Below are 24,046 nucleotides of genomic sequence, written 5' to 3' on the forward strand. Positions count from 1 at the left end.
CCCTAAAGTTCCACCATAATAGATTCACGATGAATCTCAATGTCCTTCAAACCCTCGAAAATTTAGCGCGCCAGCAATCGACTGCTGCAGCAACTGCTTTAGCCAAGGAAATCGCCGCTCTAAATGAGGCACGCGGGAAGGCGGATCTTTTAACAAATTACCTCGATGACTATCGAGCTAAGCTTCAACAACAAATGTTAATGGGCTTGAAGGTTGCACAATTAATTAATAGTCAAAACTTCATGCAACAGATTGAACTTGCTATCAAGCAACAAGAAAACAGTATTATTCATTCTGAAAATCAAGTTGAACTGGCCAAAAAACATTGGCAAGAATGTGAAAGAAAGTCTGTCACATTTGAGGCCCTAATTAAAAGATCGCAAGCAAAAACGGCTCTTATCGAAGCGCGTCTTGACCAAAAAAATACTGATGAATTTGCCGCAAGAAAATTTGCTTCAGCAAGGATGCTATGACCCCAATAATCTCAACCGCTGTTTCTGCTGCTACACAAATGATCTCTCCTAAGGCGACTACTGAAATTGCTTCAGATGGTGCGAGTTCATTTGGGAATATTTTAAGTAATGCCATGCAAAGTATGGATAAGACGCCTTCAGCTTCTACTGCAGTCACACCTATAGCTTCTCCTGTAGTTACTCCTGCAGTTGCCCCTGTAGTTGGTACTAAATCTGATATGCCTTCTCTAGTTGTGGCAAATGAAACTATTCCGTCATTATTGGTAAAAAATAATTCAATCAGTGCCCAAGCGCCTGCAAGTAATACATTGAATATGAACGATTTATTAAATGCTTTAACCCAATCAAGTAATAAAGCACCTGCGGCACAAAACGAAGTTGAATCATTAAAACAATTAATTACTAAGGATCTTTCGAATCAAAATAATCAAACGAAAGAACTAACTACTAAGGAACCTCTTAACAAAGATTTACTCATTGCAAGTAAGTCACAACCCATTCTTTTGAATGATGTAAGCTCAAAAAATACGATTGATCCAACTCTGTCCAATGTTTTCAACCCAATAGAAATCAGGACAGAAAAAGATCTTCAGGCAGCAGATCCAAGTAATGTTACAAGTGCGCAAATGATGCTCGCTTCATTAATGTCACAATCCAATGCTCAAACAATAAACAATACTCCCCAACAACTTTCTGAAGACGAAACGCTTTTACCTGCTAAGTCATTCAATTCTTCATTAAATAAGCAATCGTCTGACCAAATGAACTCTTTTCAGAAAGATGCTTTAAATAAGATTGAAAATCAAAATTCACAAGATGTATCTGTAAAGAATGCAGATTTGACTCTCGATCCCGCCCAGATACAAGCGCGTTTATCTGAAACTAAAAATCAAGAAATTACTAAACAACTCTCACAATTACAGTCTAAATATGATTTGGGTAATTCAGGAGCAAATCGCGATACTTCTAGTCCATTCATATCACCAATTACCCCGAATGTCGTGAATCAAGTATCCAACTCAACAATCTCAGAAAATAACTTTTCATTTTTAGCGAAAGATCAATCATCCACGATTACTAATGGGCTCGAGAATGCCTCATTAGTCAATAATTCAAGTACTGGGATGCAATTTGCTGAGCATCTTACCCAGAAAAATCATGAGGTTTCAGCGAATCAGGCTTCTACTGCTTCAGAGAATCACATTCAAACACCGTTTCAAAGTCCTGATTGGGGCCCAGCCCTCAATCAACGTGTCACTTGGATGATTAAAGATCAGATGCAAAATGCCACGATCACAATTAATCCTCCTCATCTGGGTCAAATTGAGGTCAAATTACAAACGGATCAAGCACAACAAACTTCCGTACAATTTATGTCAAATAATCCGGAAGTTAGACAAGCCATTACGGACCATCTAGGCACTTTACGTGAAATGATGTCGCAAAGCGGTTTGCAATTAGGTCAAGCCGATGTTGGCGCTAGAAACCAATCTAGTTCAGAGCAATATGGCTCTACAGCCAATAAAAAAGGAAATAGCCAAGATTTCTCACTTCCCGAGATCACTTCCACAGAATCGTCACAAGGAATTGGTTTAATAAATACCTACGCTTAACAGAATTTTATTAACCTTTTATTAGAGAATTTATACAAATGGCAAACGCAAAACCAAAAGAAGATCCAAAAGCTGCTGATGGAGATGAAGCTCCAAAAAAATCAAAAAAGATGTTATTTATCATTATTGGTGTTCTTGTTTTACTCATTGGCGGTGGTGCAGGTTACTACTTCCTTGGAATGAAAAAAGAGGCTCCGCAAGGGGAAGAAGTAAAAAAAGCTGCGGAGCCAAAAGATCCGATTTATGTCGTTCTAGACCCTTTCACCGTGAATCTCAGTGGTGGTGGTCAGTATTTACAAACGGCCATTACCTTACAAATGAAAGGCGACAAAGATGGCGCACGCCTGAAAACTTATTTACCCTCCGTCAGAAGTCGGGTACTTTCAATACTCAGTAGCAAAACCGCTGAAGAGCTTGGCACGGAAGAAGGTAAAGAAGCTCTAAAACTACAAGTTAAAGAAGCAATCGAAAAGCCGTTAGCTGAGGGAGCTACTCCTCCAGAATTAGCTGAAGTTCTCATTACGGCTTTCGTCATTCAATAATTGCCATGGCTGAAAGTATATTGTCCCAAAATGAAGTAGATGCCCTCTTAGAGGGTATCTCTACTTCAGGCGATGACAAACTATACGATGGTGAAGTTCGCGAGTTTAATCTTGCGGAACAGCAATATATTGGTCGTGGTCGATTACCGACTCTAGAGCTCATTAATGAACGTTTTACACGTCTTCTCCGTATTGGACTATTTAACTTTTTAAGACGTTCATCAGAGGTTTCTTCTGGTGCGATTAAGGTGACGGAGTATGGTGAATTTTTAAAAACCTTGGCTCAACCAACCAATATTAATTTGATTCAAATTAAGCCTTTACGCGGTACGGCTTTAATTGTAATTGACCCTGATCTCATTTTCCTCTTTGTGGATAACTTTTTCGGTGGTGATGGCCGTTTCCAAGTTAAGGGTACTGGTCGAGAATTTACTCCAACTGAACAACGGACTATTCAGCGAGTTCTCAATATTATCTTTGATAGCTACTCCAAGGCCTGGGATCCAGTTTATAAGATCAGTATGTCGTTCCTGCGCTCAGAAATTAATACGCAATTCGCGAACATTGCCGGTCCCACAGAATTAGTAGCTATTACGACATTCCGTATCGACATTGGTGCCATTGGTGGCTTGGTGAATTTTTGCTTTCCCTACTCCATGATTGAACCGATCAGAGAATTACTCTCAAATGATCTTCAAGGTCAACCTGAAAATGTCGATGATAGTTGGACAATGCTCATGCAACAACAATTAAAATCTGCTGAAGTTGAAGCAATTGTTGATCTTTGTACAGTGAATACTAGTTTACGAAAAGTGATGAACATGAAGGTGGGAGATATCATTCCTGTGAATTTAAATTCGCTCATAGAGCTCAAGATAGATGGTGTTCCAATTCTCAATGGAAGTTATGGTCAATTTGAAGATCAGTACGCAATACGTGTTGAAAATTTAATCAAAATTAATGAATAAGTAATCTGATAGGTTTGAAAAGGAAAAATGATGGCTGAAGAAACTGCAAACGAAACGGAAAATGGTCAAGCGCCTGAAGCAGCTGGAGCAAATGTGTTTCAGGATTTTTCTGCTGATGCAAGCCAAAATCAAAGTGCTCAAGATATCAATTTTATTTTAGATATTCCGGTTCAATTAACTGTTGAATTAGGTCGGACTAAAATTCTAATTAAAAATCTCCTGCAACTCTCTCAAGGATCTGTTGTGGGTCTCAATGGCTTAGCTGGAGAAGCATTAGACGTTTTAGTAAATGGCACCTTAATTGCTAAAGGGGAAGTTGTTGTAATTAACGATAAATTTGGTATTCGTTTAACAGATATTATTACGCCTGCTGAACGTATTAGGAAGCTCAATCGTTAATGAATCCCCTCATTCAAACGAGTCTCTCGCTTTTAGTGGTTTTAGGCGTCATTGTTGGCTTTGCCTATGTGATTCGCCGTGTGCAATTAAAGCTACCAGGCAATCAAAGTTTGATTCATATCAAATCCTCGATTGCACTGGGCTCTAAAGAACGCCTAGCTCTTATCGAAGTCAATGGTGAGTGGATTCTCATCGGCATTACTGGCTCATCCATCAATCATATTTTGACTTTACAAAATCCGCCTAACATCAACGAAGAGATAAATACTGTAAATCCATCATGGCTACAGACGTACTTAACGACAAAAAAGAATACCAATGGTTAATACGATGCAAAGATTAAGTCGTCTCAAATATATCGCGTTACTCTTTGTCTGTCTGATATTTTTCATGCCTGAAAGTTTTGCTCAAGGTATTCCAGGTCTGAATGTAGGCAAAGGTCCAGGCGGTGGTCAAACATATAGTTTATCGATTGAACTACTGATTCTTCTGACGTCTTTAACGTTTTTACCATCCATTATTTTAATGATGACCAGTTTTACTCGCATCATCATTGTTCTTTCTTTACTGCGCTCTGCTCTTGGAACCCAAGGCTCTCCACCTAATCAAGTATTAATTGGTCTTGCCTTATTTATGACTTTTTTCATTATGAGCCCAGTCTTAAATGAAATCTATTCAAAATCGTATCAACCTCTCTCTGCGAATCAAATCTCTACAACGGAAGCAATGGAAAGAGCGGCTGTTCCTTTAAAAGATTTTATGCTCAAACAAACTCGCCAAACAGATTTGGCGCTTTATATCAAAATGTCAAATTCGGCAGATATCAAGGATGCAAATGATGTGCCCTTTACCATCTTGGTACCAGCATTTGTCACGAGTGAGCTTAAAACCGCCTTTCAAATTGGCTTTACGATCTTTATTCCTTTTTTAATTATTGATATGGTGGTTGCCAGTGTCTTAATGGCGATGGGGATGATGATGGTTCCTCCTTCAATTGTTTCCTTACCCTTTAAACTGATGCTTTTTGTTTTAGTCGATGGCTGGCAGCTTTTACTTGGATCTTTAGCACAAAGCTTTACATAACCAAATGACGCCTGAACAAACACTCGCCCTTTCTAGTCATGCTTTGGAGATTGCTATCTACATGGCAGGACCTCTTTTGTTAGTTGCTCTAGTCATTGGTTTGATTGTGAGTATTTTTCAAGCCGCAACGCAAATTAATGAGGCCACCCTTTCTTTCATTCCTAAATTACTCGGCATCATGGTCACTTTAGTTGTAGTCGGCCCCTGGATGCTTTCGATATTTTCTGATTACTTTCGAGCCACCATCAGTAGCATTGCCAACTTTGGCGGTTAAAGAGCTTATCTGATGGTGCAATTTACGACGGATCAATTGATGGGCTGGGTCATTGCCTTTATGTGGCCACTTTCCCGCATATTAGGACTTTTTAGCAGTTCTCCTTTATTCAGCACAACTAACTTTCCAATGATGGCCAGAGTTGGTCTGGCACTTGCAATTACGATCTTAGTTGCGCCCATTTTGCCTCCTCAATCAATTACTGATCCTTTTTCATTCGCGGGACTTGCCAGTTTGGTGAACCAATTCATCATAGGTATTTCGATTGGCTTTGTCATGCGGATATTTTTTACGGCTATTGAAATGACAGGTGATTTAATTGGTATGTCGATGGGTATGAGTTTTGCTAGTTTTTTTGACCCCCTTACACAGTCTCAAACTCAGGTCATTAGTCAATTTTTCTCTGCTGTGTTAATTCTTTTATTTGTTACTACCGATTTACACTTACTGATGATTGATAGTCTAATCCAAAGTTTTTATATCGTCCCCATGGATCAAGTGAGTCTCAACATCAAGAGTTTTAAAGACATCGCTTTTTTAGGTGGCAAAATATTTAGCATTGGTCTACAAATCTCTCTTCCTATCGTCACTGCTCTACTCATTACCAATATCGCTCTTGGGGTTTTAACCAAAGCTGCTCCACAACTGAATATTTTCGGGATTGGTTTTCCAATAACAATGGCTGTAGGACTCGGGATGATGTTCGTTAGCCTACCTTATATGATTAAACCATTTATTAAAACCTTAGCTGATGGTATTGAAACTATCAGAATGATCACTTCGGCAATGGTTAATTAATATAGTTAAATAAAGATAAGCTACTGATCTGCTGAAATGATTTTTGGGCAGCTTGTAATTGAACTTGCTGACGCGCTAAGTCAGATAAAGTCTTGTTATAGTCTGTATCTTGAAGTGCAGATAAAACCTTCGCAGTACTATTGCCTTTATTAACACTCAAAGTATCAATACTTTCCAACTGATTCTGGGTGATACCAACCTTAGACTGAGCTTTTAAGACATTATCAAATGTTGTTTTGAAAGAACCTGCTAAATCATTTAATGCGCTTGTTACATCAGTAGCCGTTTGATTTGGGTTACTTAAAACAGTGATAGCCTTGTTTAATTTATTCATGAAATTATTCGCATCAGAGCCAAATAAATCTTGGATAGTCACATCAAGCCCTGCTGTTCTCCCCACATCAACCTGAATTTGTGCTGTGCTAGTAGTTCCTTGATAGGTGTATTCGTCATAGGTAACCGGTGTTCCATTAATACTCACTGAGCCAGTAGAAAGACTTACGGCTGATGGATTGCTTGCCACATTAAAACCTGCAAATAAGTAATGGCCAGCTCCATCATTCGAGTTTGCTAATGACACTAACTGATTCAACTGACCTTTTAATGAAGTGGCAATTGTTGCTCGATCTTGATTGGATAAAGATCCTGTACTACCATAAACCACCTGCTCATTTACTCCTTGCAAGGTTTCAACCATCCCATTTAAGGCAGAAGAAGCACTTCCTATCGTACTTTTCAAGGCAATACGGTTTTTTGTAAACTGAGCATCAGCAGACGACACTTGAGAAAGACTTAATATTTGCACAGAGGCTGCTGGATCATCTTGAGGTGTAATACCTTTTTTTCCAGTAGATACTTGCGTAGACAAATCTGAAATCGAACTTTGTAATTCGTTCAACTGTGTGGTTGTATTGTTGTAAAAATTAGAGGTACTGATTCTCATGATTTATCCTAATTTATTGAGCGATATTTAAGATGGAATCAAACATTTGCTTAGCAATTTGGATGACTTTTCCTGAGGCTTGATAAGCCTGTTGAAAGCGAATCAAATTGGCAGCCTCCTCATCCAAGTTAACGCCTGAATCATTCTCTAGCGCTTGTGAAGATTTTTGTGCAACGCTCTCATCAAAGGCATTTTGTACCTTAAGTGCATGAGATTGACTTCCAATATTACTTACAAACTGATTAAACAAAGTAGTTATTGTGTTTGAACCACTATTTAAATTGGTGTTGGTTTGCGCACGTAATAAATTAATCATATTCGTGTTATCGCCACTCTTCACATCACTAGGGGTTGCCGCACCACTTGCAGCGGCTGCAAAAGATAAAGGGTCATTTGTAAGTAAACTAAAATTCCTTGCTGCGTTGGCAGTTGGACTAATCCTGAATGAGTCGCCAGCTGCGATTCCATTTGGAATCGAAATTTTCATACCATCTGCCACCATATCTGCAGTTGTAGATTGGGTAATCACATTACCATCGGAATTTCTTGTAAGTGAATAACTTGTGCCATCAAACGCAAATGTATAGTCGCTAGTAGTGACATTCTTCAAATATGCTAAAGGATTCCCAGGATTTGCCGCTAATGAAGAATTAAACACAACAGTAATAGAGTTGGTAGATGTGTTATTCAAATTGCCTTTAACAAGAATATCACCTACATCGAATAATGCGGTTCCCGTTGGGGGCGTAACTGATTTTAAGGAACTACCCTGTGTTTGTGCGTTATTAATTTCGGTAGTTAAACCCAACGCAACAAGACCAATATTATTTGTAGCTGGGTTCAGGATATTCGAGCGAAAATTAATCAAGCCACCAATAATCCCACCTGGAGAATTTTTAGATGTAAAAATAGAGTTACTAGTACCACTAATAACAACCTCTGACTGGGAAGAATTTAAGGGATTACTGCTTAATTTAACAGGAAAGCTTTTCGTAGAATCCAATAAAGGCACACCGCTTCCAATAGAAACAAAATACTCTGAATTTTGATTCGAAACTGATACGCTGACTTCTTTACTTAACAAATTAACTACTGTATCACGTTGATCTTTTAAAGAATTTAGGGTGGACTGATCTTTTATACCAACAATCTCTTTATTTAATGTCACAATTTGATCAGCATATTGATTGATTCTTGAAACACTTTGTGCTAGTTGGGTATTGATATCTATATTGATATTATCAATTGTGCTTTGAAGATAGTTCATTGAACTAACTAAATTTTGCGCTGAGCCAATGGCGCTTTGACGAGGAGCTATATCTGAAGGACTATTGGAAACATCTTGTAAAGAATTAAAAAAATTCGACATTGCAGGTGATATACCTGCATTTGGATCAGTCAAAATACCGTTCAGTGACTGTATTTGATTGTACTGAATGCTAGATGAGCTATTGGCGGTTGTTGCGGCATTAGCTTGAGCAGCTAAAAATTGGTTATAAACTCTAGAAATTCCAAGGATTTGAGCACCTTGACCAACTGTTGCAGAAGTCTGATCTAATTTTTCACGAGTGTATCCCGTGCTCGAAACATTAGCAATATTTTGACCAGTTACATTAATCGCTGTTTGTGAAACAGCAATCCCAGTACTAGCAATCGATAAAAGATCTGGCATTTTTTACTCCTCAGTAATACTATTTACGGCAAACTGAATGAAAACATAAGGGCTAATTAGCATTTAAGATACCCTAATATTCTGAATAATGCTCTTTAATTTGGAAGCGTAATTCGGATCAGTTGCATATCCGGCACTTTGCAAGCCCTCAGCAAATCCTGCTGGATTTGCGCCATTAGCGATGACGCCCCTGTACCTTGGGCTATTCGTCAATAATGAAGCATAATCTTTAAAAGACTCTTCATAAGAGTCATAACTACGAAAATCCGCTAAAACTTTTTGATATGATCCATTAATAAACTCGGTTGTCCATACTTTAGCAACTTTTCCTGTCCATGAACCACCAGCTTTGATACCAAACAAATTATGACTAGTAGATCCATCTTGGTTCAAAATTTGACGCTTTCCCCAACCACTTTCCAATGCTGCTTGGGCTGTAATAAATGATGCTGGAATGCCTGTCAATTGACTGGCAACCCGCGCCCCATCGGCAACACCATTCACAAAATCTTGAACTCCATTAAAGAAACGCTGTCCCAAAGATGGTCGCTCAGAAGCTTCTTTTGCTGCTTGAATCGCCAATTGCTCCTGGTATTTAGCCATCTGCGCAATGGGACTTTGTTCATTCGTAATTGCACTCACTTGGGCTTGTGGGGTTTTTCCTAAATTAGACGCATCAGGGGGTGCAATCGTATTTTCACGCGCTTTTAACTGCTTAATCATCATGTCTGCAATGCCAATACCTCGTTGGGCAATGTTTTGACTTAATTGCTGATCCAACATGGAAGTGTATGTTTTTTGTGCTGGGCCTTCATTCATACCACTTTTTGGCACTGCATCACGCATCGACTTCAGCATCATATTGATAAACAAACCCTCAAACTGCTTTGCGGCTGCTTTTAGGGCTTCAGGAGAATTTTGCTTTGCAGCAGTCTTAATGCCTCTTAAATTCTTGACGTCAATAGCTAAAGAATTACTTTGGTCAGGACTCATTGGATAACTTGACATGGTCTAAATCCTTAAATAATCTCTAATTCAGCATTTAAAGAACCCGAAGCTTTCATAGCCTGCAAGATTGCTAACAAATCTTGTGGTGTTGCACCAATTGAATTTAAAGCTTTAACGACATCTGCCAACATGACTGAATTTGGTAAGCGCACAACCAAACCAGGCTGACTAGTAATATCAATCTGTGCATTACTCACACCGGCAGTTTGTCCACCAGAAAATGCTCCTGGCTGGCTAACTTCATTCGTTGCACTAATGACGATGGATAAATTACCATGGGCAATTGCGCATTCTTTAACTGTTACTGATGAATTCATGACGACTGAACCAGTTCGGCCATTCAAAATAACCTTTGCTAAAACATCCGCAGATTTCACATTGAGTGATTGCAAATCACTCATAAAACTGACTCGACTGTCATAATCCATCGGGGCTCTTACGGCAACCACACGACTATTAATTGCAGCAGCTGTACTTTGTCCAAATCGATTATTGATGGCTGCTACCACTCGACTGGCAGTTGTAAAGTCAGCATCCTTAAGCTCTAGAGTAACGGTATCACCCTGACCAACAGCAACTTCAACCGTTTTTTCAACAGTTGCACCACCAGCAATACGTCCAGCATTCAAATGATTCACAGTAACTGAACTGCCACCAGCAGAAGCGCCAGCGCCCCCCACTAATAAGTTACCTTGAGCAACTGCATAAATTTGACCATCAGCACCTTTTAATGCTGTCAATAATAATGTTCCACCGCGCAGACTTTTTGCACTACCCAATGAAGAAACTGTTACGTCCATGGTTTGTCCAGTCTGGGCGAATGGGGGTAATGTTGCAGTGACTGCAACACCAGCAATATTCTTGGCATTTAAGTTCACGCCTTGTGGTAACTTAACACCCAACTGAATCATCGCACTGATAATTCCCTGTGTAGTTAATGGACTAACATCGCCTGTACCGTCTAAACCAACTACTACACCATAACCCATTAATTGGTTATCACGTATACCCTGAATATTCGAAATATCCTTGATACGTTCAGCATGTGAACCGACGGGAAGCACACATAACATCAGAAAGAAAAGAATCCCAACGAAACCATTCGTCGTGAGTTGTCGGGATTGAAAAAAGGGTTTATTTATCTTCATATTAGAGTGGGAACATACTGAAGAAGAAACGATTAATCATGTTAGCAATGACAGACTTGTCTACATTCGTATTGGTACGATATTCAACACGCACATCCGCAACTTGAGTTGAAGCCACGGTATTGCCAACTGAAATAAAAGCGGGAGAAATCACGCCAGAGAAGCGGATGAACTCAGTACTCTTATCAAAGCCAATTTGCTTTTCACCACTCACAATTAGATTTCCATTAGGTAAAACTTCATTGACTGTTACAGCTAAAGTGGTATTAAAGGCATTTTGCGCAATACCCGAATCTTCCGCAGTTAACTTACGAGTACCGCCACCCTGTGGGCTTAAATTGGCAAGATCATTCGTACTGCCTTCCCCAGGATAATTTGTTGTCTTAATAGCAACACTACCCGTACTGTTCAAGGTTGCATTATTCTTTTTATTAGCAGATGTGGTTTCAGTCATGATAATCGTAATCGTGTCACCAACATAACGCGCACGTTTATCTTCAAATAAAGGTCTAAAAGTTCTCTCTTGATAAATCCCACCAGTATTATTTTTATACACAATCTCAGGAACTGGTTTTGAAGTAGATGGGCCATTTGTAATAGTGGTCGGCGTAACACCTGCACAGGAAACTAATGAAGCAATCACAAGTCCTAAACTCATCCATTGAATTGTTTTTTGATTTGGTATTGAAATTTTCATTAGCTTCTCCTTTTATTCAATTAAAGGTCGTTTAATTTTTGTAACATTTGGTCAGAGGTGGTTACTGCTTTACTATTCAGTTCATAGGCGCGTTGGGCAGTAATCATATTGACCATCTCTTCTACCACGTTTACATTCGATGTTTCTACATAACCTTGAGAAATCGTTCCTAAACCATTCGTGCCAGCAATATTAGCAACCGGTGTTCCAGATGCATTAGTTTCTGAGAATAAATTTTCACCATTCGCTTGCAGTCCAGCTGGATTTAAAAAAGAAACTAACTGCAACTGCCCAATTTGATTTGGGGTTGTTGTTCCGGGTTGTGTAACCGATACAATTCCGTCTCTAGAGACAGTTAATGACAAGGCATCAATTGGAATAGTGATTGCTGGTTGAACAATATATCCACTAGCTGTAGTTAATTGCCCTTGGTTGTCTTTTTGAAAGGCTCCATCACGCGTATAGTTCAATGTACCATCAGGCATCAGTACCTGGAAAAATCCATTACCTTGAATAGCCATATCGTAATCATTCGAAGTTTGCTGTAGATTACCCTGCGTAAAAATTCTCTCAGAGGCTACTACTCTTGATCCTGTTCCCATTTGCAAACCTGAAGGCAATATGGTTTGCTGAGAAGAAAGTCCACCGGGTTGACGTACGTTTTGATAAAGCAAATCCTGGAAAACGGCTCTGGATTTTTTAAATGAATTGGTACTTACGTTCGCCAAATTATTGGTAATTGTATCCATTTGTGCTTGCTGGGATTCCATTCCCGTTCTAGCTACCCATAATGATCGTATCATTGCGTTTTCCTAAATTAAGAGTTCAAATTCATAATCTGCGAAGATTTTGCAGCGTTATCTTGAGCAGTTTTAATCATGGTGATTTGTGTATCGTATGACCTTGCCAAATTCACCATTCTTACCATCGAATCTACTAAATTGACATTGCTACCCTCTAATGCTCCACCGACTAATGTCAAATTAGGATCTAACGGAGCTACACCACCTTGTTTTAAACGGAACAATCCATCATCACCACGAACCATATTTTCTTCGGGAGGATTAACCAGTTTGATACGGCCTAAGGCATTTACAGCCGCTGGCACAATCCCAGGTATTAATGTGGATAAAGTTCCATCTTTACCAACAATCAACTTAGAGTCAGGTGGAATCGTAATCGGACCACCATCCCCAACCACTTGCAATCCTGCCTGCGTGATTAAAATGCCAGCTGGCGACACCTCAAATGAACCATTTCTGGTATAGGCTTCAGAGCCATCTTCTGATCGAACGGCAATCCAGCCTGGCCCCTGTAGGGCAACATCTAGATCACGACCAGTTTGCGATATCGGCCCCATAGAGAAGCTTGTACCAACCGTAGCATTAGATACTTGAGTTCTTGTTTTTAAAGATCCCGGTCCCATTACAGGTATCGCCTGAAATGAATCAATCTGCGCACGAAATCCATTTGTATTAGCATTCGCTAAATTTTGTGATGTCGTAGCCTGCTGTTCCATGGCCTGGGAGGCTCCAGTCATTGCAGTGTAGATTAACTTATCCATAGCTTCTTATGCGCTCTTAAATTACTGACCGATACCAATAATGGTCTGCATCACTTGGTCTTGACGCTTGACCACTTCAGAGTTTGCTTGATAAGTTCTTTGTGCAGAAATCAACTTAATCATCTCTGAGGTAAGATCAACACCAGCAGTTTCAATCGATGAACCTAATACCTGACCTGCACCACCTTTACCCGGCTGATTAATAATTGGCGATCCTGAAGCGGCAGTTTCAACAAACTGATTGTTGCGATCTTGCGCTAAATTCGTTTCACTTGGAAAAGTGGCTAATACTACCTCTCCAACAATACGCGATTGACCACTCGAGTAATTTGCATATAAAGTTCCGTCTTTATCAACAGAAACACTCTGAAATTGACCAGTTGGGAAGCCATCTTGTTGCGTCGATGCCAAGAAATCTGAAGCATATTGTTGAGTTCTTGTGATATCAAGATTGAATTGTGCATTAGGTTGTGATGTTTGCGATACTACTACTGAGCTATCCGTATATTCAAGTCCAAGGCGAATCCGCGTGGGATTTTCATTATTTATGCTTACCGGTACTAGCGTTCCTGGAACATAACCAGTTCCACCTGGTTGATACAGTTGGTATCCGCTCAATGTGCCTGATTGACCAAACTGTAACGTCGCTGTAGGTGAATACGCCGTACTCGCTGGAACTGCAGGAACATATCCTGGTTGTCCTAGCGTTCCAGAAGCTGGAGTGCCAGGCGTAAAGATTGAGTTAGTTGACTGAGTGACGCTACCATCAGTGCTTTGAATGCTTGTGTATAAATCCCACGAACCTGGACTTCTCTTCACATAATAAGACTGCAAAGTATGCGATGAACCTTGTTGATCGTAAATTGTACTAATAGTGGTACTAGTATAAGTATCAGCATTTGCTGGGTTAAATGGGTGTTGTGCATTTGAAATAGATGGGTAACGCGAATCCAAAAGTAGATTCATAGTTGCATTTTCAGTGGCTTTAGGAGCAGAATTGCGCGTGTCTACTTGCAATTGCTTCAGAGTACCAACACTCACATTACTACTTGCATCAACTCCATATCCAGTCAGAATATCTCCAGATGGATTCGTAATATATCCATTTTTATCTAAATTAAATGAGCCATCTCTTGTGTATCCATAACTATTGTCACTGGGTCTAAATAAACGATAAAAACCTTTACCGTTGACTGCCATATCTAAACTATTACTAGATGTTTGAACCGTTCCTTGAGTAAAGAGTTGACGTGAACCCGCTACACGAACTCCATTTGACCCGCCTGATGGTGAACTGCTGGCTAAAACATCCGAGAAGTCAGAGCCTTTAAATCCCGTAACTCCTGAGTTTGAAATATTATTACCAATCACAGCAAGTCTTAAAGATGCTGAATTTAATACTGATGGATCAATTTTAAATGCCATTTGAATGCTCCCTTATATTCAAAAATTACTTAACTAGACGAACGCTATTAACATCAACGTCGCCAGAATGATTTGTGTTTAATTTAACTCCTGTACTGCTCATCGAAACGCTATTCACTAAGCTGTAAGCAAGAGTCGCTGCTTGAACTTGTTGATTATTTGCCGAAGCAGATACTGCAAATTTATATTGGCCATCGGGCATGGTTTGACCTGCATCATTTTTTCCATCCCAAGTGATTTGATTAGTGCCCGCAACGCCAGCACCAATTCCAAATGTTCTCACTACACTGCCATTAATGTCTTTAATTTGAATCATGGTTGAGTCAGAGGCTGAGGCTAAATCTACCCCCATTTGAGCACTACCATTTGTTAGGCTTAAACTTGATCCAGGTGCCAAAACTATTCTACCAATAAAGCTTGTAGATTGTAAGTTTTGAGATGCCTGCAATTGTGTTTGCAATGCTGCAACTGTCGTATTAAGTTTATTAATACCCTGCACTGTATTTAACTGCGCAATCTGACTCGTCATTTGAGAGTTATCCATTGGATTTAATGGATCTTGATTTTGCATCTGTGTAACTAGCAACTTCAAAAAAGTGTCCTGTTGTGCTGCAACACTATTTGGATCATTGGTACTTGATGAAGAAACTGTACTATGTGCTTTTGAAGCAGGAGTTACGTTGTAATTATTACTCGTGATAACAGATGTAGGCATGATTTATCCTTATTGACCGATCGTTAATGTTTTTAACAACATCGACTTAGCTGCATTCATCGTATCGACGTTGGTTTGATATGAACGTGATGCGGACAACATATTGACCATTTCTTCTACAGGATTGACGTTAGGCATTGCAACATACCCTTTTTCATCAGCTTGTGGATGACCTGGCATATAAACTAATTTAGGTGGTGCTGTATCTTCAATCACTCTATCTACTTTTACACCGAGAGCATTGCTATTGGGTAATTGCGCAGCCATAAACTGTACTTGCTTAGCTTTGTAAGGTACTCCACCTGGCGCACTTGCACTATCCGCATTGGCTAAATTACTAGCTGTCGTATTTAAACGCAATGACTGTGCCGACATTCCGGAAGCTGATATTTGAAAGACATTAAGTAATGACATAACTTTTATCCTTGCATGACGCTGTTAATGTTTTTAAAATTACTATTAATCAATGTGACTAAAGTTTCATATTGCAATGCGTTTTCAGCAAACTGCGATTGTTCGACATCCATATCTACTGTATTAGCATCTGCACTGCTTTGGAGTTGCTTTCTTGCTTGAACCTGAGCATTGCCGCTTGATGCATCTGTAACGTGACGTGGGTTAGTAGCAACTAAACCAGAACTTGTGCTTGATCCACTGAGGGCAGATTTCAAGGCTTGATTAAAGTCGATATCTTGTGCTTTATAATTAGGCGTATCAGCATTGGCAATATTCGTAGCTAAGACTTGTTGGCGTTGTGAACGCAACTTCAGTCCCTGCTCCATGAATCCAATTTCTCGATCTAATCTAGTTTGCATTTTCAATTTACCAAAATAAAAAATTTTTGTTAACGACAAGAATTTCCATAACTTGAATCATATGTTGAATTTTGTGAACTAAATGCGTAATAAGACCCCTAATTTGTTCTTTCTTTAATGCTTTAATGTTCCCCTATTTTCTACTCTTTCCCTTAGAATGGAAGCATGTATAGAACTTATAAATATTTTTTAGAATTAGTATTTTTTACGGTACTAATCTTATCTTCACAGGTGGGTTACGGAGTAAACACTGACACTCAAGATATGGGAGACCTCGTCTCGAAAGCAGAGCAATATTTAAAAATGAAGTTTGGTAATAACAATGATTCCAAAGTACAGGTTCAAGTACCAGAAGAAAATCTGAACCTTCCTGAATGTAAAAAGCTAGAATTTTTTACCCCTTCTAGCAATCCTGGGGCAAATGGTAATGTGCGTGTCTCTGCAAAATGTTTTTCACCACAACCATGGACAATTTATCTAAATGCTAGCGTTTCGCAAAAAAAGATCTATTACGTCAATAAAGTCAGATTAGAGTCAGGTCATATTATTGGTGAGGCTGATTTGATGGCTAAAAAAGATTTTCCTGAAAATATTCCATTTAATACGGTCAGTGACCCTCAACAAATCATCGGTAAAGCCGTGATCAGTACTATAGAAGCTGGAACTCCGATGATAGGAACCGGCCTAAAAAATGAATACATCATCAATTTCGGTCAAACCGTCAAAGTAGCAATCGGTGGATCTGGATTTCGAATTAACGCTGAGGGAAAAGCCATGAACAGTGCCGCATTAGGGCAAAATGTTCAGGTGAAGATGGCCTCAGGACAAATTATTAATGGAATTGCCCGTTCTGGAGGCCTTGTAGAGGTCCTGAAGTAGTTTTTTTAAATTTTTATGAAATAAATGCTAAAGGTTTTCTAAAGGTGGTCGTTAAAGTGATTAAGACGTAATGTTTTTTTGGAGAATATGATGAAAATCGATCAATTAGTTGCTAATATCCCTAGCGCAAAGGTTGGATCGGGTAATGCCAAATCGGCAAAATCTGTTGATGGAGCAAATGATGTCGCACAGAGTTCAGACTCAGTGCAGATTTCTGAAGATGCGAAAAGCATTGCTTCAGCTTCTTCATCTAGCGCTGTATTTGATGCGAAAAAAGTTGCTGATATCAAGGCAGCGATATCTGAAGGCCGTTTTCAGGTTAACTCTGAAATGGTCGCTGATGGTTTAATCGCATCTGTAAAGGACTTAATTCAATCCCGCTCGAATAAAGCATAAGGATTTAGTGTCCCTTGGGTGAAAATCGTAATACCCTTCTTGAGCATTTTAAGAAGGAACTGGAAATGTCAAACGAACTTCTTACCCTCTTAAGTGAGGAAGAAGGGGCTTTGACACAACAGCTTTTACAAGAGCTACCTGATATTACTGTAAAGAAAAATACTCTGGTTCAAGCTTTCTTACAATTAAAAACCCAGCGTAATCAAGGGCTGACTTCCTTTTCTATTCCAAAGGATGAATCTCTAATTCCACATTGGATTCAAGAACAAAATTCACCAGAATTGCACCAAATTTGGGATAAATTAATCCAAATTCTCCAAAGTTGCCAACAAATCAACAACCAAAATGGTAAGATGATTCAAATGTTGAGTTCATCGAACCGTGCGGCCTTGCAAATTTTAGTTGGTAAAGATCCAACACAAAGTATTTATGGTCCTGGAAGTGAATCTTCAAATATTTCAAAATTTAATATTCTTGGTTAATAATTTAAATTAATACAAAATTTAATACTTTTGTCAGATATTAGTAACTTTAAGGATTTAGCTGTAAATGCAAAATAATTCATACAATATTGCTGTAGTTGATGATCATGCCATCGTCCGTCAAGGTCTTAAATTACTGATCAACTCACATGATCATCTAGAACTCGTTGCAGAAAGCGACGGCTCCGATAATATTGTTGATTTATGTGTTAAATCAAAACCCGACTTACTGATGTTGGATATAACTTTGGCGAATACCAATGGTATTGAGCTCATCAAACAAATTAAAAAAGAAATCCCCAAGCTGCCTGTATTGATTTTTTCTATGCATGATGAAAATTTATATGCCATGCACGCAATCAAAGCAGGAGCAGCCGGATATTTGCATAAAAATCAATCATTTGAGAAATATATTGAAGCGATTCAAACAGTTCTTGGAGGTAAAAAATACCTCAGTCCAACCATGGTTCAGCTCATTGCTGATCGTATCCACTCCGGCGATGATGAAAGCCCGCAAGATAAATTGTCATTTAGAGAGTTTCAAACGCTCAAAATGCTTGCATCAGGTCTAACTGTTTCAGATATTGCTGAAAAATTGTTTCTTTCTGTCAAAACTATCAGCATGTATCGTAGTCGTATTTTGCAAAAATTAAAGCTCAAAAATAATTCTGAGCTGATCAGTTTTGCAATTAAAAACAATCTCTTAGACTGAATATTTCACCTTCAAACTTGAAGGCTTGAATTGCAGTCAATTTACCTAGTTTTTCAAGGCTTAAATCGTTCTAATTTCCTGAATAATCTAATTGTTAGTAATTGTTTTAATCGATTAGAAAGTTTGAGGAAAGAGAATTGGCTGAAGAAAGCGATTTGGAAAAAACCGAATCGGCCTCGCCCCGAAAAATAGAAAAAGCTCGAGAAGCTGGAGATATCCCTCGCTCTCGAGAATTAGCTACTTTCTCCATTCTTGCAGCGGCAACTGCCGGATTTTGGATGGTTGGGCAATCACTCTTCATTCATTTACGTCAACACATGCGAGAAAGTTTAAGCTTTAAAAGCGCCCCTCAGCTTGACCCAGAACAACTCATCATCAATTACGCAAAAATGATGTTTGACTTAGTCGTTACTTTCGCCCCATTTATTGGCATCGTGATGATCACTGCCTTAGTTACCCCCATGCTGATTGGCGGATGGTCATTTACTGCAGGTAATTTAGCTCCCAAATTTAGCAAATTAAATCCCATGAGCGGTCTAGCAAAAATTATTTCAATCAATTCTTTAGTGGAATTAATTAAGGCAATTGCAAAAGTGATTTTTATTTGCTTCGCAGCTTGGTACTTAATTGAGTCACACTTGATTGAAGTCATGTCTCTCATGTCCATGCCAATTGAAATCGGTGGTGCACATCAAATGGAATTAATCCTCCTGAGTCTTTCTGTCTTAGTCGGTACCTTGGCTGTGATTACGATGATTGATGTGCCCTATCAGTTGTGGAGTTATAACAAAAAACTCAAGATGACTAAGCAAGAGGTTAAAGATGAGGCAAAAGAGTCTGAAGGTAATCCTGAAATTAAAGCAAAAATTCGTCAACAACAACGTGAAATGGCGCGTCGTCGTATGATGACCAAAGTTCCTACGGCAGATGTGGTAATCACCAACCCAACCCACTATGCAGTTGCGCTTCAATATCCTGAGAATTCGAATCGCGCACCGATTGTTGTTGCAAAAGGTGTTGATGATATTGCGATGATCATTCGTGAACTTGCTACAGAACATCAAGTAATGATTGTGGAAGCACCGCCACTTGCTCGTGCGCTTTATACGATTACTGATCTAGATGAAGAAATCCCCCCAACTTTATACAATGCCGTCGCACAAATATTGGCATATGTGTTTCAACTGCGTATGTCGAAAGACGCTGGTGAGGCTGTACCTGATTTCCCGAAATTATTAGATCTACCAACCGGTTTGGATCCATACGATGCAATCAAGCCTGAAGCCACCATGACGGAGACTGCATAATGGATTTTAATAAAGTCATGAGGAATTTAAATGCAAAGGCGCTCACAGCGCCTTTGATTGTGATCATCATTTTGATGCTCATGGTTTTACCAATACCAGCATTCTTACTCGATATTTTCTTTACCTTTAATTTAGGCTTATCCATCATTGTTCTTTTAACAGCTTTGTATACTGTTCGACCACTAGACTTTATGGCATTCCCATCTGTCTTGTTGGTCACAACCATGCTACGTTTATCTCTAAACGTAGCATCTACTCGTATTGTATTAACTGAAGGTCATACCGGCCCTGATGCTGCAGGTAAAGTGATTGAGGCTTTTGGTCACTTCTTAATCGGCGGCAATTATTTGGTTGGTCTTATTGTATTTATTATTCTGACCATCATTAACTTTGTGGTGGTGACTAAGGGTGCTGGTCGTATTGCTGAAGTAGGCGCTCGTTTTGCACTCGATGCGATGCCTGGTAAACAAATGGCGATTGATGCTGACTTAAATGCGGGCTTAATCGGTGAAGCTGATGCGCGTAAAAGAAGAACGGAAGTTGCTCAAGAGGCTGAATTTTATGGCGCGATGGACGGTGCTAGTAAATACGTTCGTGGTGACGCAGTTGCGGGTATCGTGATTACTGTCGTGAACATGATTGGTGGTCTGTTAGTCGGTATGATGCAACATAATTTAGAGTTTTCTCGTGCTCTTGAAACCTATACTCTTTTGGCAATTGGTGATGGCTTAGTGGCGCAAATTCCTTCTCTAGTGATTTCTCTTGCGGCAGGTGCGGTAGTTTCAAGAGTAGCGAGTGATCAAGATATCAGCAGCCAATTGGTCAACCAGATTTTTAAACGCACGCAAGTTCTCTATATTACTGCCGGTATTATTGGCATCATGGGTCTCATCCCTAAAATGCCCCACTTTTCTTTCCTCTCGTTAGCATTGATCTTGGCTGGATCTGCCTATTACTTTGCGAAAAAAATGGCGGCTGAAAAGTTAACTGAAACACCCGTTAAAGCTCCTGTAGCATCCCCCGAGTTAGAAGAAGCTACTTGGAAAGATGTCACGCCCATCCAAACTCTTGGACTTGAAGTGGGTTATCGCTTAATTTCTCTCGTTGATAAAAATCAAAATGGTGAATTATTAAGTCGTATTAAAGGGATTCGGAAAAAATTTGCTCAAGAAATTGGCTTTCTTCCTCCTTCCGTTCATATTCGTGACAATTTAGAACTTCGTCCGACTGCTTATCGAATTACTTTAAAGGGTGTTGAAATCGGGACTGGTGAAGCACACGTGGGTCAGTTTATGGCGATTAATCCTGGTATGGTTTCTGGCGAACTCGATGGTACTGTAACAACTGATCCAGCCTTTGGTTTACCGGCGATATGGATTGATGCAAATATTCGTGATCAAGCCCAAGCTTTAGGCTATACGGTCGTTGATGCAGGATCTGTGATTGCAACACACCTGAATCACTTAATTTCGATACACGCCTCTGAATTATTAGGAAGACAAGAATTACAAGCTTTACTTGATCATCTCAATAAAGAAGTACCTAAGCTCGGAGATGACCTTACACCAAAAGCTCTACCATTAACCGTTGTTCATAAAGTATTGCAAAACTTATTGGCTGAGGGTGTCAATATTCGCGATATGTTCACCATTGTTGAAACTTTGATTGAATACGCTCCTCAAAGTCAAGACACCAATGCCCTAACTTCACAAGTGCGTGTTGCTTTAGGCAGATCAATCGTCCAACAATTAGCGCCTGGCAATTCAGAATTGCCAGTAATGACTCTAGACACCAGATTAGAAAAACTTTTACTGCAAAATCTGCAAACGAATAATGCTGGAGATACGGGTTTAGAGCCTGGCCTAGCTGATACCTTAGTACGTCAAACCATTGAGGCTGCTCAGATCCAAGAACAGCTGGGGCATACCCCTGTCCTTTTAGTGCCTCATCAATTGCGCAACACTTTAGCAAAGTTTTTACGTAGAACACTTCCACAATTACGTGTTCTATCACAAGCAGAACTTCCTGATAACCGATCAATTAAAGTAACTAACCTTGTAGGAGCACTTGGATGAAAGTTCAACGTTTTATAGGTGTCAATGGGCGCGAAGCGCTTGGACTAGTCAGAATGGCGCTAGGACCTGAAGCCATGATACTGTCCAATCGAACCGTGGCTCAGGGTATTGAAATCCTCGCTTGCAGCTCTCAAGACTTTAACGGCATTATTGAAAGTTCTGATCAAGGAGTTTCCTCATCGCCTGTCGTTCGTGCTGAACCTAGATTAACTCAAGCCTATACTCCTCCTCCAGCTAAAGTGATGCCCGATATTTCTGAGTTAATGGGTGAATTAAGAGCAATGAGAAACTCTCTAGAGTCCCAGATTGCGGAGATATCATGGGTGGGTAATCGAGATAAAACACCTGCTAAAAATGGCATATTAAGAGAACTTCTTAATTTAGGGTTTAGCGCTAGTTTGTCTCGTTATTTATCAGAAAATGCTCCCGCTCAAATGAATCTTGAAGAAGGCTTGCAGTGGTCCAAAAATGTCTTGATTCGTAATTTAACGGCGATTAATAGCGATAACCAGTTTTTAGATGATGGCGGTGTGTATGCCTTAGTAGGTCCTACTGGTGTTGGTAAAACAACCACAACAGCAAAATTAGCAGCACGCTATGTGATGCGTCATGGTGCTAAAAATCTTGCTCTGATTACAACGGATGGTTACAGAATTGGTGCTCATGAACAATTACGTATTTATGGCAAGATTTTAGGTGTCATGGTGCACTCGGTCAAAGATGAAGTTGATCTGCGTATTGCCCTAGAGGAATTGAAGTCAAAACATATGGTTTTGATTGACACTGTTGGTATGAGTCAGCGTGATCAAATGGTTACTGAACAAATTTCGATGCTCAATGGCACTAAATTTCCTGTTAAACGCTTGCTATGTCTAAATACGACGAGCAATATTGAAACTCTCAATGAAGTAGTCTCCTCTTATCGTGGTTCTGGTGTTGAAGGCTGTATCCTAACTAAGCTGGATGAAGCTGCTGTATTAAGCAATGCCATTGATGTAGTGCTTCGTCAAAAATTGCGTTTATTCTATGTAGGTACAGGACAACGCGTGCCAGAAGATCTTGAAGTGGCAAATGCCAAGTCTTTAGTAGAAAGTTCATTTAAAAAGTTAGAGAACTCTGACTCCAATCAATTCGAAGATTCAGAGCTCTCAACATTGATGTCAACGAAATCAGCTCGTGAGGATGCGAGTGTGAGGGGTATTTATGTTGCATAGTATGATGGAAGATCAAGCTGCAGGACTGCGAAGGATGCTTGGCAAGCCTTCGACGAAGAACTTTATCGTTCTCTCAGCTATCCCTAGCACACACAAGAACACCTTGCTATTCAATTTGGCCTCTACAGTTATTCATGCGGGCAATAGCTCACACTTGATAGATGCGAGGATGGATCAATCAGGCATTAGTTCTCGTCTCAAAACACAACTAAAATCTAATTTATGGGATCTTTCTATCACGAATCAACCAATGCATTTAGGGTTTTATGAATTTATGCAAGGCGGTCGTATTAGTCAATTAGCAAGCATTCCTACCTCTCAAATCATTCATCACACTTCCAAATTAGAACTTTTATCAAAAACGCTTCAAAACTTATCAAATGATTCTAATATTTGGTTCATTGATACTGAATTAAAAATGGATAATCCGTTCTTAATTCCGGAGTTTTCTGAAAGTGAAGTCATACTCATTGTTTCAAGTACTGCAGCGTCCATAAAAAACGGCTATGGCCAATTGAAAAATATCGCAAATACCGTTGGACGTCGAAGAGTGGCTTTATTGGTCAATCATGCTGAAGAGTCTCAAGCGCAATTAGTATATAAAAACATCGCAACTGCAGCTAAAAACTATTTATCAATTCCACTAAGTTACTTGGGTCATATTCCTGAAGATGACTATCTCGTTAAATCTTCCATGCTAGGTAAATCGATTATCGATGCATTCCCACTATCCAAGTCGTCCCAAGCTTTTCGATCGATTACTGAAATTCTGATTGATCAAAAATTACACCAGCATTTTGTAGCTAAATCGATTAACTCCCAACCGATTGTATTGGAGCACTAA

28 protein-coding genes are annotated in these 24,046 nt (G+C 39.5%); 17 read left to right on the plus strand and 11 right to left on the minus strand.

From position 1 onward, the window contains the following. The first annotated feature begins 29 nt into the window (after positions 1 to 29). The 9 genes from fliJ to fliR all read left to right on the plus strand — a co-directional run bounded on the left by fliJ (position 30) and on the right by fliR (position 6,150). Positions 30 to 473 (plus strand): flagellar export protein FliJ, encoded by a 444-nt coding sequence (fliJ, locus tag QMN06_RS09425; RefSeq protein ID WP_281969869.1) that lies wholly within the window; start codon positions 30 to 32, stop codon positions 471 to 473. Further along, a complete protein-coding gene (locus QMN06_RS09430) occupies positions 470 to 2,086 on the plus strand; it encodes a flagellar hook-length control protein FliK (protein ID WP_281969870.1) in 1,617 nt (538 codons plus the stop codon). The genes fliJ and QMN06_RS09430 overlap by 4 nt, the downstream gene beginning before the upstream one ends. Positions 2,087 to 2,124: 38 nt before the next feature. Next, positions 2,125 to 2,628 carry a flagellar basal body-associated protein FliL gene (gene fliL, locus QMN06_RS09435; protein WP_281969871.1) on the plus strand — a complete coding sequence of 168 codons (504 nt, stop codon included), beginning with the start codon at positions 2,125 to 2,127 and terminating at the stop codon, positions 2,626 to 2,628. Between the two features lie 5 nt (positions 2,629 to 2,633). Next, positions 2,634 to 3,596: a flagellar motor switch protein FliM gene (gene fliM, locus QMN06_RS09440; protein WP_281969872.1), complete on the plus strand. Its 963-nt coding sequence runs from the start codon at positions 2,634 to 2,636 to the stop codon at positions 3,594 to 3,596. Between the two features lie 27 nt (positions 3,597 to 3,623). Beyond that, positions 3,624 to 3,995 carry a flagellar motor switch protein FliN gene (gene fliN, locus QMN06_RS09445; protein WP_281969873.1) on the plus strand — a complete coding sequence of 124 codons (372 nt, stop codon included), beginning with the start codon at positions 3,624 to 3,626 and terminating at the stop codon, positions 3,993 to 3,995. Next, positions 3,995 to 4,321, plus strand: a complete 327-nt coding sequence (gene fliO, locus QMN06_RS09450; RefSeq protein WP_281969874.1) for a flagellar biosynthetic protein FliO — start codon at positions 3,995 to 3,997, stop codon at positions 4,319 to 4,321. Before fliN ends, fliO begins: the two co-directional genes overlap by 1 nt. Positions 4,322 to 4,385: 64 nt before the next feature. Further along, positions 4,386 to 5,078, plus strand: coding sequence for a flagellar type III secretion system pore protein FliP (fliP, locus tag QMN06_RS09455; protein ID WP_281969875.1), 693 nt, complete (start codon positions 4,386 to 4,388; stop codon positions 5,076 to 5,078). A gap of 4 nt (positions 5,079 to 5,082) precedes the next feature. Continuing rightward, positions 5,083 to 5,352, plus strand: a complete 270-nt coding sequence (fliQ, locus tag QMN06_RS09460) for a flagellar biosynthesis protein FliQ (protein ID WP_281969876.1) — start codon at positions 5,083 to 5,085, stop codon at positions 5,350 to 5,352. Between the two features lie 12 nt (positions 5,353 to 5,364). After that, positions 5,365 to 6,150: a flagellar biosynthetic protein FliR gene (gene fliR / locus QMN06_RS09465; RefSeq protein ID WP_281969877.1), complete on the plus strand. Its 786-nt coding sequence runs from the start codon at positions 5,365 to 5,367 to the stop codon at positions 6,148 to 6,150. On the opposite strand, the gene flgL is transcribed toward fliR, so the two are convergent. The 11 genes from flgL to flgB form a co-directional block, all read right to left on the minus strand. Continuing rightward, positions 6,143 to 7,093 (minus strand): flagellar hook-associated protein FlgL, encoded by a 951-nt coding sequence (flgL, locus tag QMN06_RS09470; protein WP_281969878.1) that lies wholly within the window; start codon positions 7,091 to 7,093, stop codon positions 6,143 to 6,145. The two genes, fliR and flgL, sit on opposite strands and share 8 nt — an antisense overlap. A gap of 13 nt (positions 7,094 to 7,106) precedes the next feature. Next, entirely contained in the window at positions 7,107 to 8,765 is a 1,659-nt protein-coding gene (gene flgK / locus QMN06_RS09475; RefSeq protein WP_281969879.1) for a flagellar hook-associated protein FlgK, read from the minus strand. Between the two features lie 63 nt (positions 8,766 to 8,828). Next, on the minus strand, positions 8,829 to 9,773 hold the full coding sequence (gene flgJ, locus QMN06_RS09480) for a flagellar assembly peptidoglycan hydrolase FlgJ (RefSeq protein ID WP_281969880.1): 945 nt from the start codon (positions 9,771 to 9,773) through the stop codon (positions 8,829 to 8,831). Positions 9,774 to 9,784: 11 nt separating this feature from the next. Next, on the minus strand, positions 9,785 to 10,846 hold the full coding sequence (locus QMN06_RS09485; RefSeq protein WP_281969881.1) for a flagellar basal body P-ring protein FlgI: 1,062 nt from the start codon (positions 10,844 to 10,846) through the stop codon (positions 9,785 to 9,787). 76 nt (positions 10,847 to 10,922) lie between these two features. Continuing rightward, positions 10,923 to 11,618, minus strand: coding sequence for a flagellar basal body L-ring protein FlgH (locus QMN06_RS09490; protein ID WP_281969882.1), 696 nt, complete (start codon positions 11,616 to 11,618; stop codon positions 10,923 to 10,925). 20 nt (positions 11,619 to 11,638) lie between these two features. Beyond that, on the minus strand, positions 11,639 to 12,421 hold the full coding sequence (gene flgG, locus QMN06_RS09495) for a flagellar basal-body rod protein FlgG (RefSeq protein ID WP_281969883.1): 783 nt from the start codon (positions 12,419 to 12,421) through the stop codon (positions 11,639 to 11,641). 14 nt (positions 12,422 to 12,435) lie between these two features. Then, entirely contained in the window at positions 12,436 to 13,182 is a 747-nt protein-coding gene (flgF, locus tag QMN06_RS09500) for a flagellar basal-body rod protein FlgF (RefSeq protein WP_281969884.1), read from the minus strand. 21 nt (positions 13,183 to 13,203) lie between these two features. Then, a complete protein-coding gene (locus tag QMN06_RS09505) occupies positions 13,204 to 14,607 on the minus strand; it encodes a flagellar hook protein FlgE (RefSeq protein WP_281969885.1) in 1,404 nt (467 codons plus the stop codon). A gap of 25 nt (positions 14,608 to 14,632) precedes the next feature. Then, positions 14,633 to 15,322 (minus strand): flagellar hook assembly protein FlgD, encoded by a 690-nt coding sequence (locus QMN06_RS09510; protein ID WP_281969886.1) that lies wholly within the window; start codon positions 15,320 to 15,322, stop codon positions 14,633 to 14,635. 9 nt (positions 15,323 to 15,331) lie between these two features. Further along, a complete protein-coding gene (flgC, locus tag QMN06_RS09515) occupies positions 15,332 to 15,736 on the minus strand; it encodes a flagellar basal body rod protein FlgC (protein WP_281969887.1) in 405 nt (134 codons plus the stop codon). A gap of 5 nt (positions 15,737 to 15,741) precedes the next feature. Further along, positions 15,742 to 16,137 (minus strand): flagellar basal body rod protein FlgB, encoded by a 396-nt coding sequence (flgB, locus tag QMN06_RS09520; RefSeq protein ID WP_281969888.1) that lies wholly within the window; start codon positions 16,135 to 16,137, stop codon positions 15,742 to 15,744. Between the two features lie 165 nt (positions 16,138 to 16,302). Between flgB and flgA the strand changes: the two genes are divergently transcribed. From flgA to QMN06_RS09560, 8 genes are all read left to right on the plus strand, one after another. After that, a complete protein-coding gene (flgA, locus tag QMN06_RS09525) occupies positions 16,303 to 17,016 on the plus strand; it encodes a flagellar basal body P-ring formation chaperone FlgA (RefSeq protein ID WP_281969889.1) in 714 nt (237 codons plus the stop codon). An 87-nt stretch (positions 17,017 to 17,103) separates the two neighbouring features. Continuing rightward, the gene (flgM, locus tag QMN06_RS09530; protein ID WP_281969890.1) at positions 17,104 to 17,412 is read left to right on the plus strand and encodes a flagellar biosynthesis anti-sigma factor FlgM; all 309 of its coding nucleotides are present in this window, start codon (positions 17,104 to 17,106) and stop codon (positions 17,410 to 17,412) included. A gap of 14 nt (positions 17,413 to 17,426) precedes the next feature. Beyond that, positions 17,427 to 17,894 carry a flagellar protein FlgN gene (locus QMN06_RS09535; protein WP_281969891.1) on the plus strand — a complete coding sequence of 156 codons (468 nt, stop codon included), beginning with the start codon at positions 17,427 to 17,429 and terminating at the stop codon, positions 17,892 to 17,894. 67 nt (positions 17,895 to 17,961) lie between these two features. Then, on the plus strand, positions 17,962 to 18,606 hold the full coding sequence (locus tag QMN06_RS09540) for a response regulator transcription factor (protein ID WP_281969892.1): 645 nt from the start codon (positions 17,962 to 17,964) through the stop codon (positions 18,604 to 18,606). Between the two features lie 137 nt (positions 18,607 to 18,743). Further along, positions 18,744 to 19,913, plus strand: a complete 1,170-nt coding sequence (gene flhB, locus QMN06_RS09545) for a flagellar biosynthesis protein FlhB (protein ID WP_281969893.1) — start codon at positions 18,744 to 18,746, stop codon at positions 19,911 to 19,913. Continuing rightward, positions 19,913 to 21,988 (plus strand): flagellar biosynthesis protein FlhA, encoded by a 2,076-nt coding sequence (gene flhA, locus QMN06_RS09550; protein WP_281969894.1) that lies wholly within the window; start codon positions 19,913 to 19,915, stop codon positions 21,986 to 21,988. The genes flhB and flhA overlap by 1 nt, the downstream gene beginning before the upstream one ends. Beyond that, positions 21,985 to 23,202 carry a flagellar biosynthesis protein FlhF gene (gene flhF, locus QMN06_RS09555; RefSeq protein ID WP_281969895.1) on the plus strand — a complete coding sequence of 406 codons (1,218 nt, stop codon included), beginning with the start codon at positions 21,985 to 21,987 and terminating at the stop codon, positions 23,200 to 23,202. Before flhA ends, flhF begins: the two co-directional genes overlap by 4 nt. Beyond that, positions 23,192 to 24,046 (plus strand): hypothetical protein, encoded by an 855-nt coding sequence (locus QMN06_RS09560; protein WP_281969896.1) that lies wholly within the window; start codon positions 23,192 to 23,194, stop codon positions 24,044 to 24,046. Before flhF ends, QMN06_RS09560 begins: the two co-directional genes overlap by 11 nt.

It is taken from the genome of Polynucleobacter sp. SHI8, from assembly GCF_027944005.1.
Classification (GTDB): Bacteria; Pseudomonadota; Gammaproteobacteria; order Burkholderiales; family Burkholderiaceae; genus Polynucleobacter.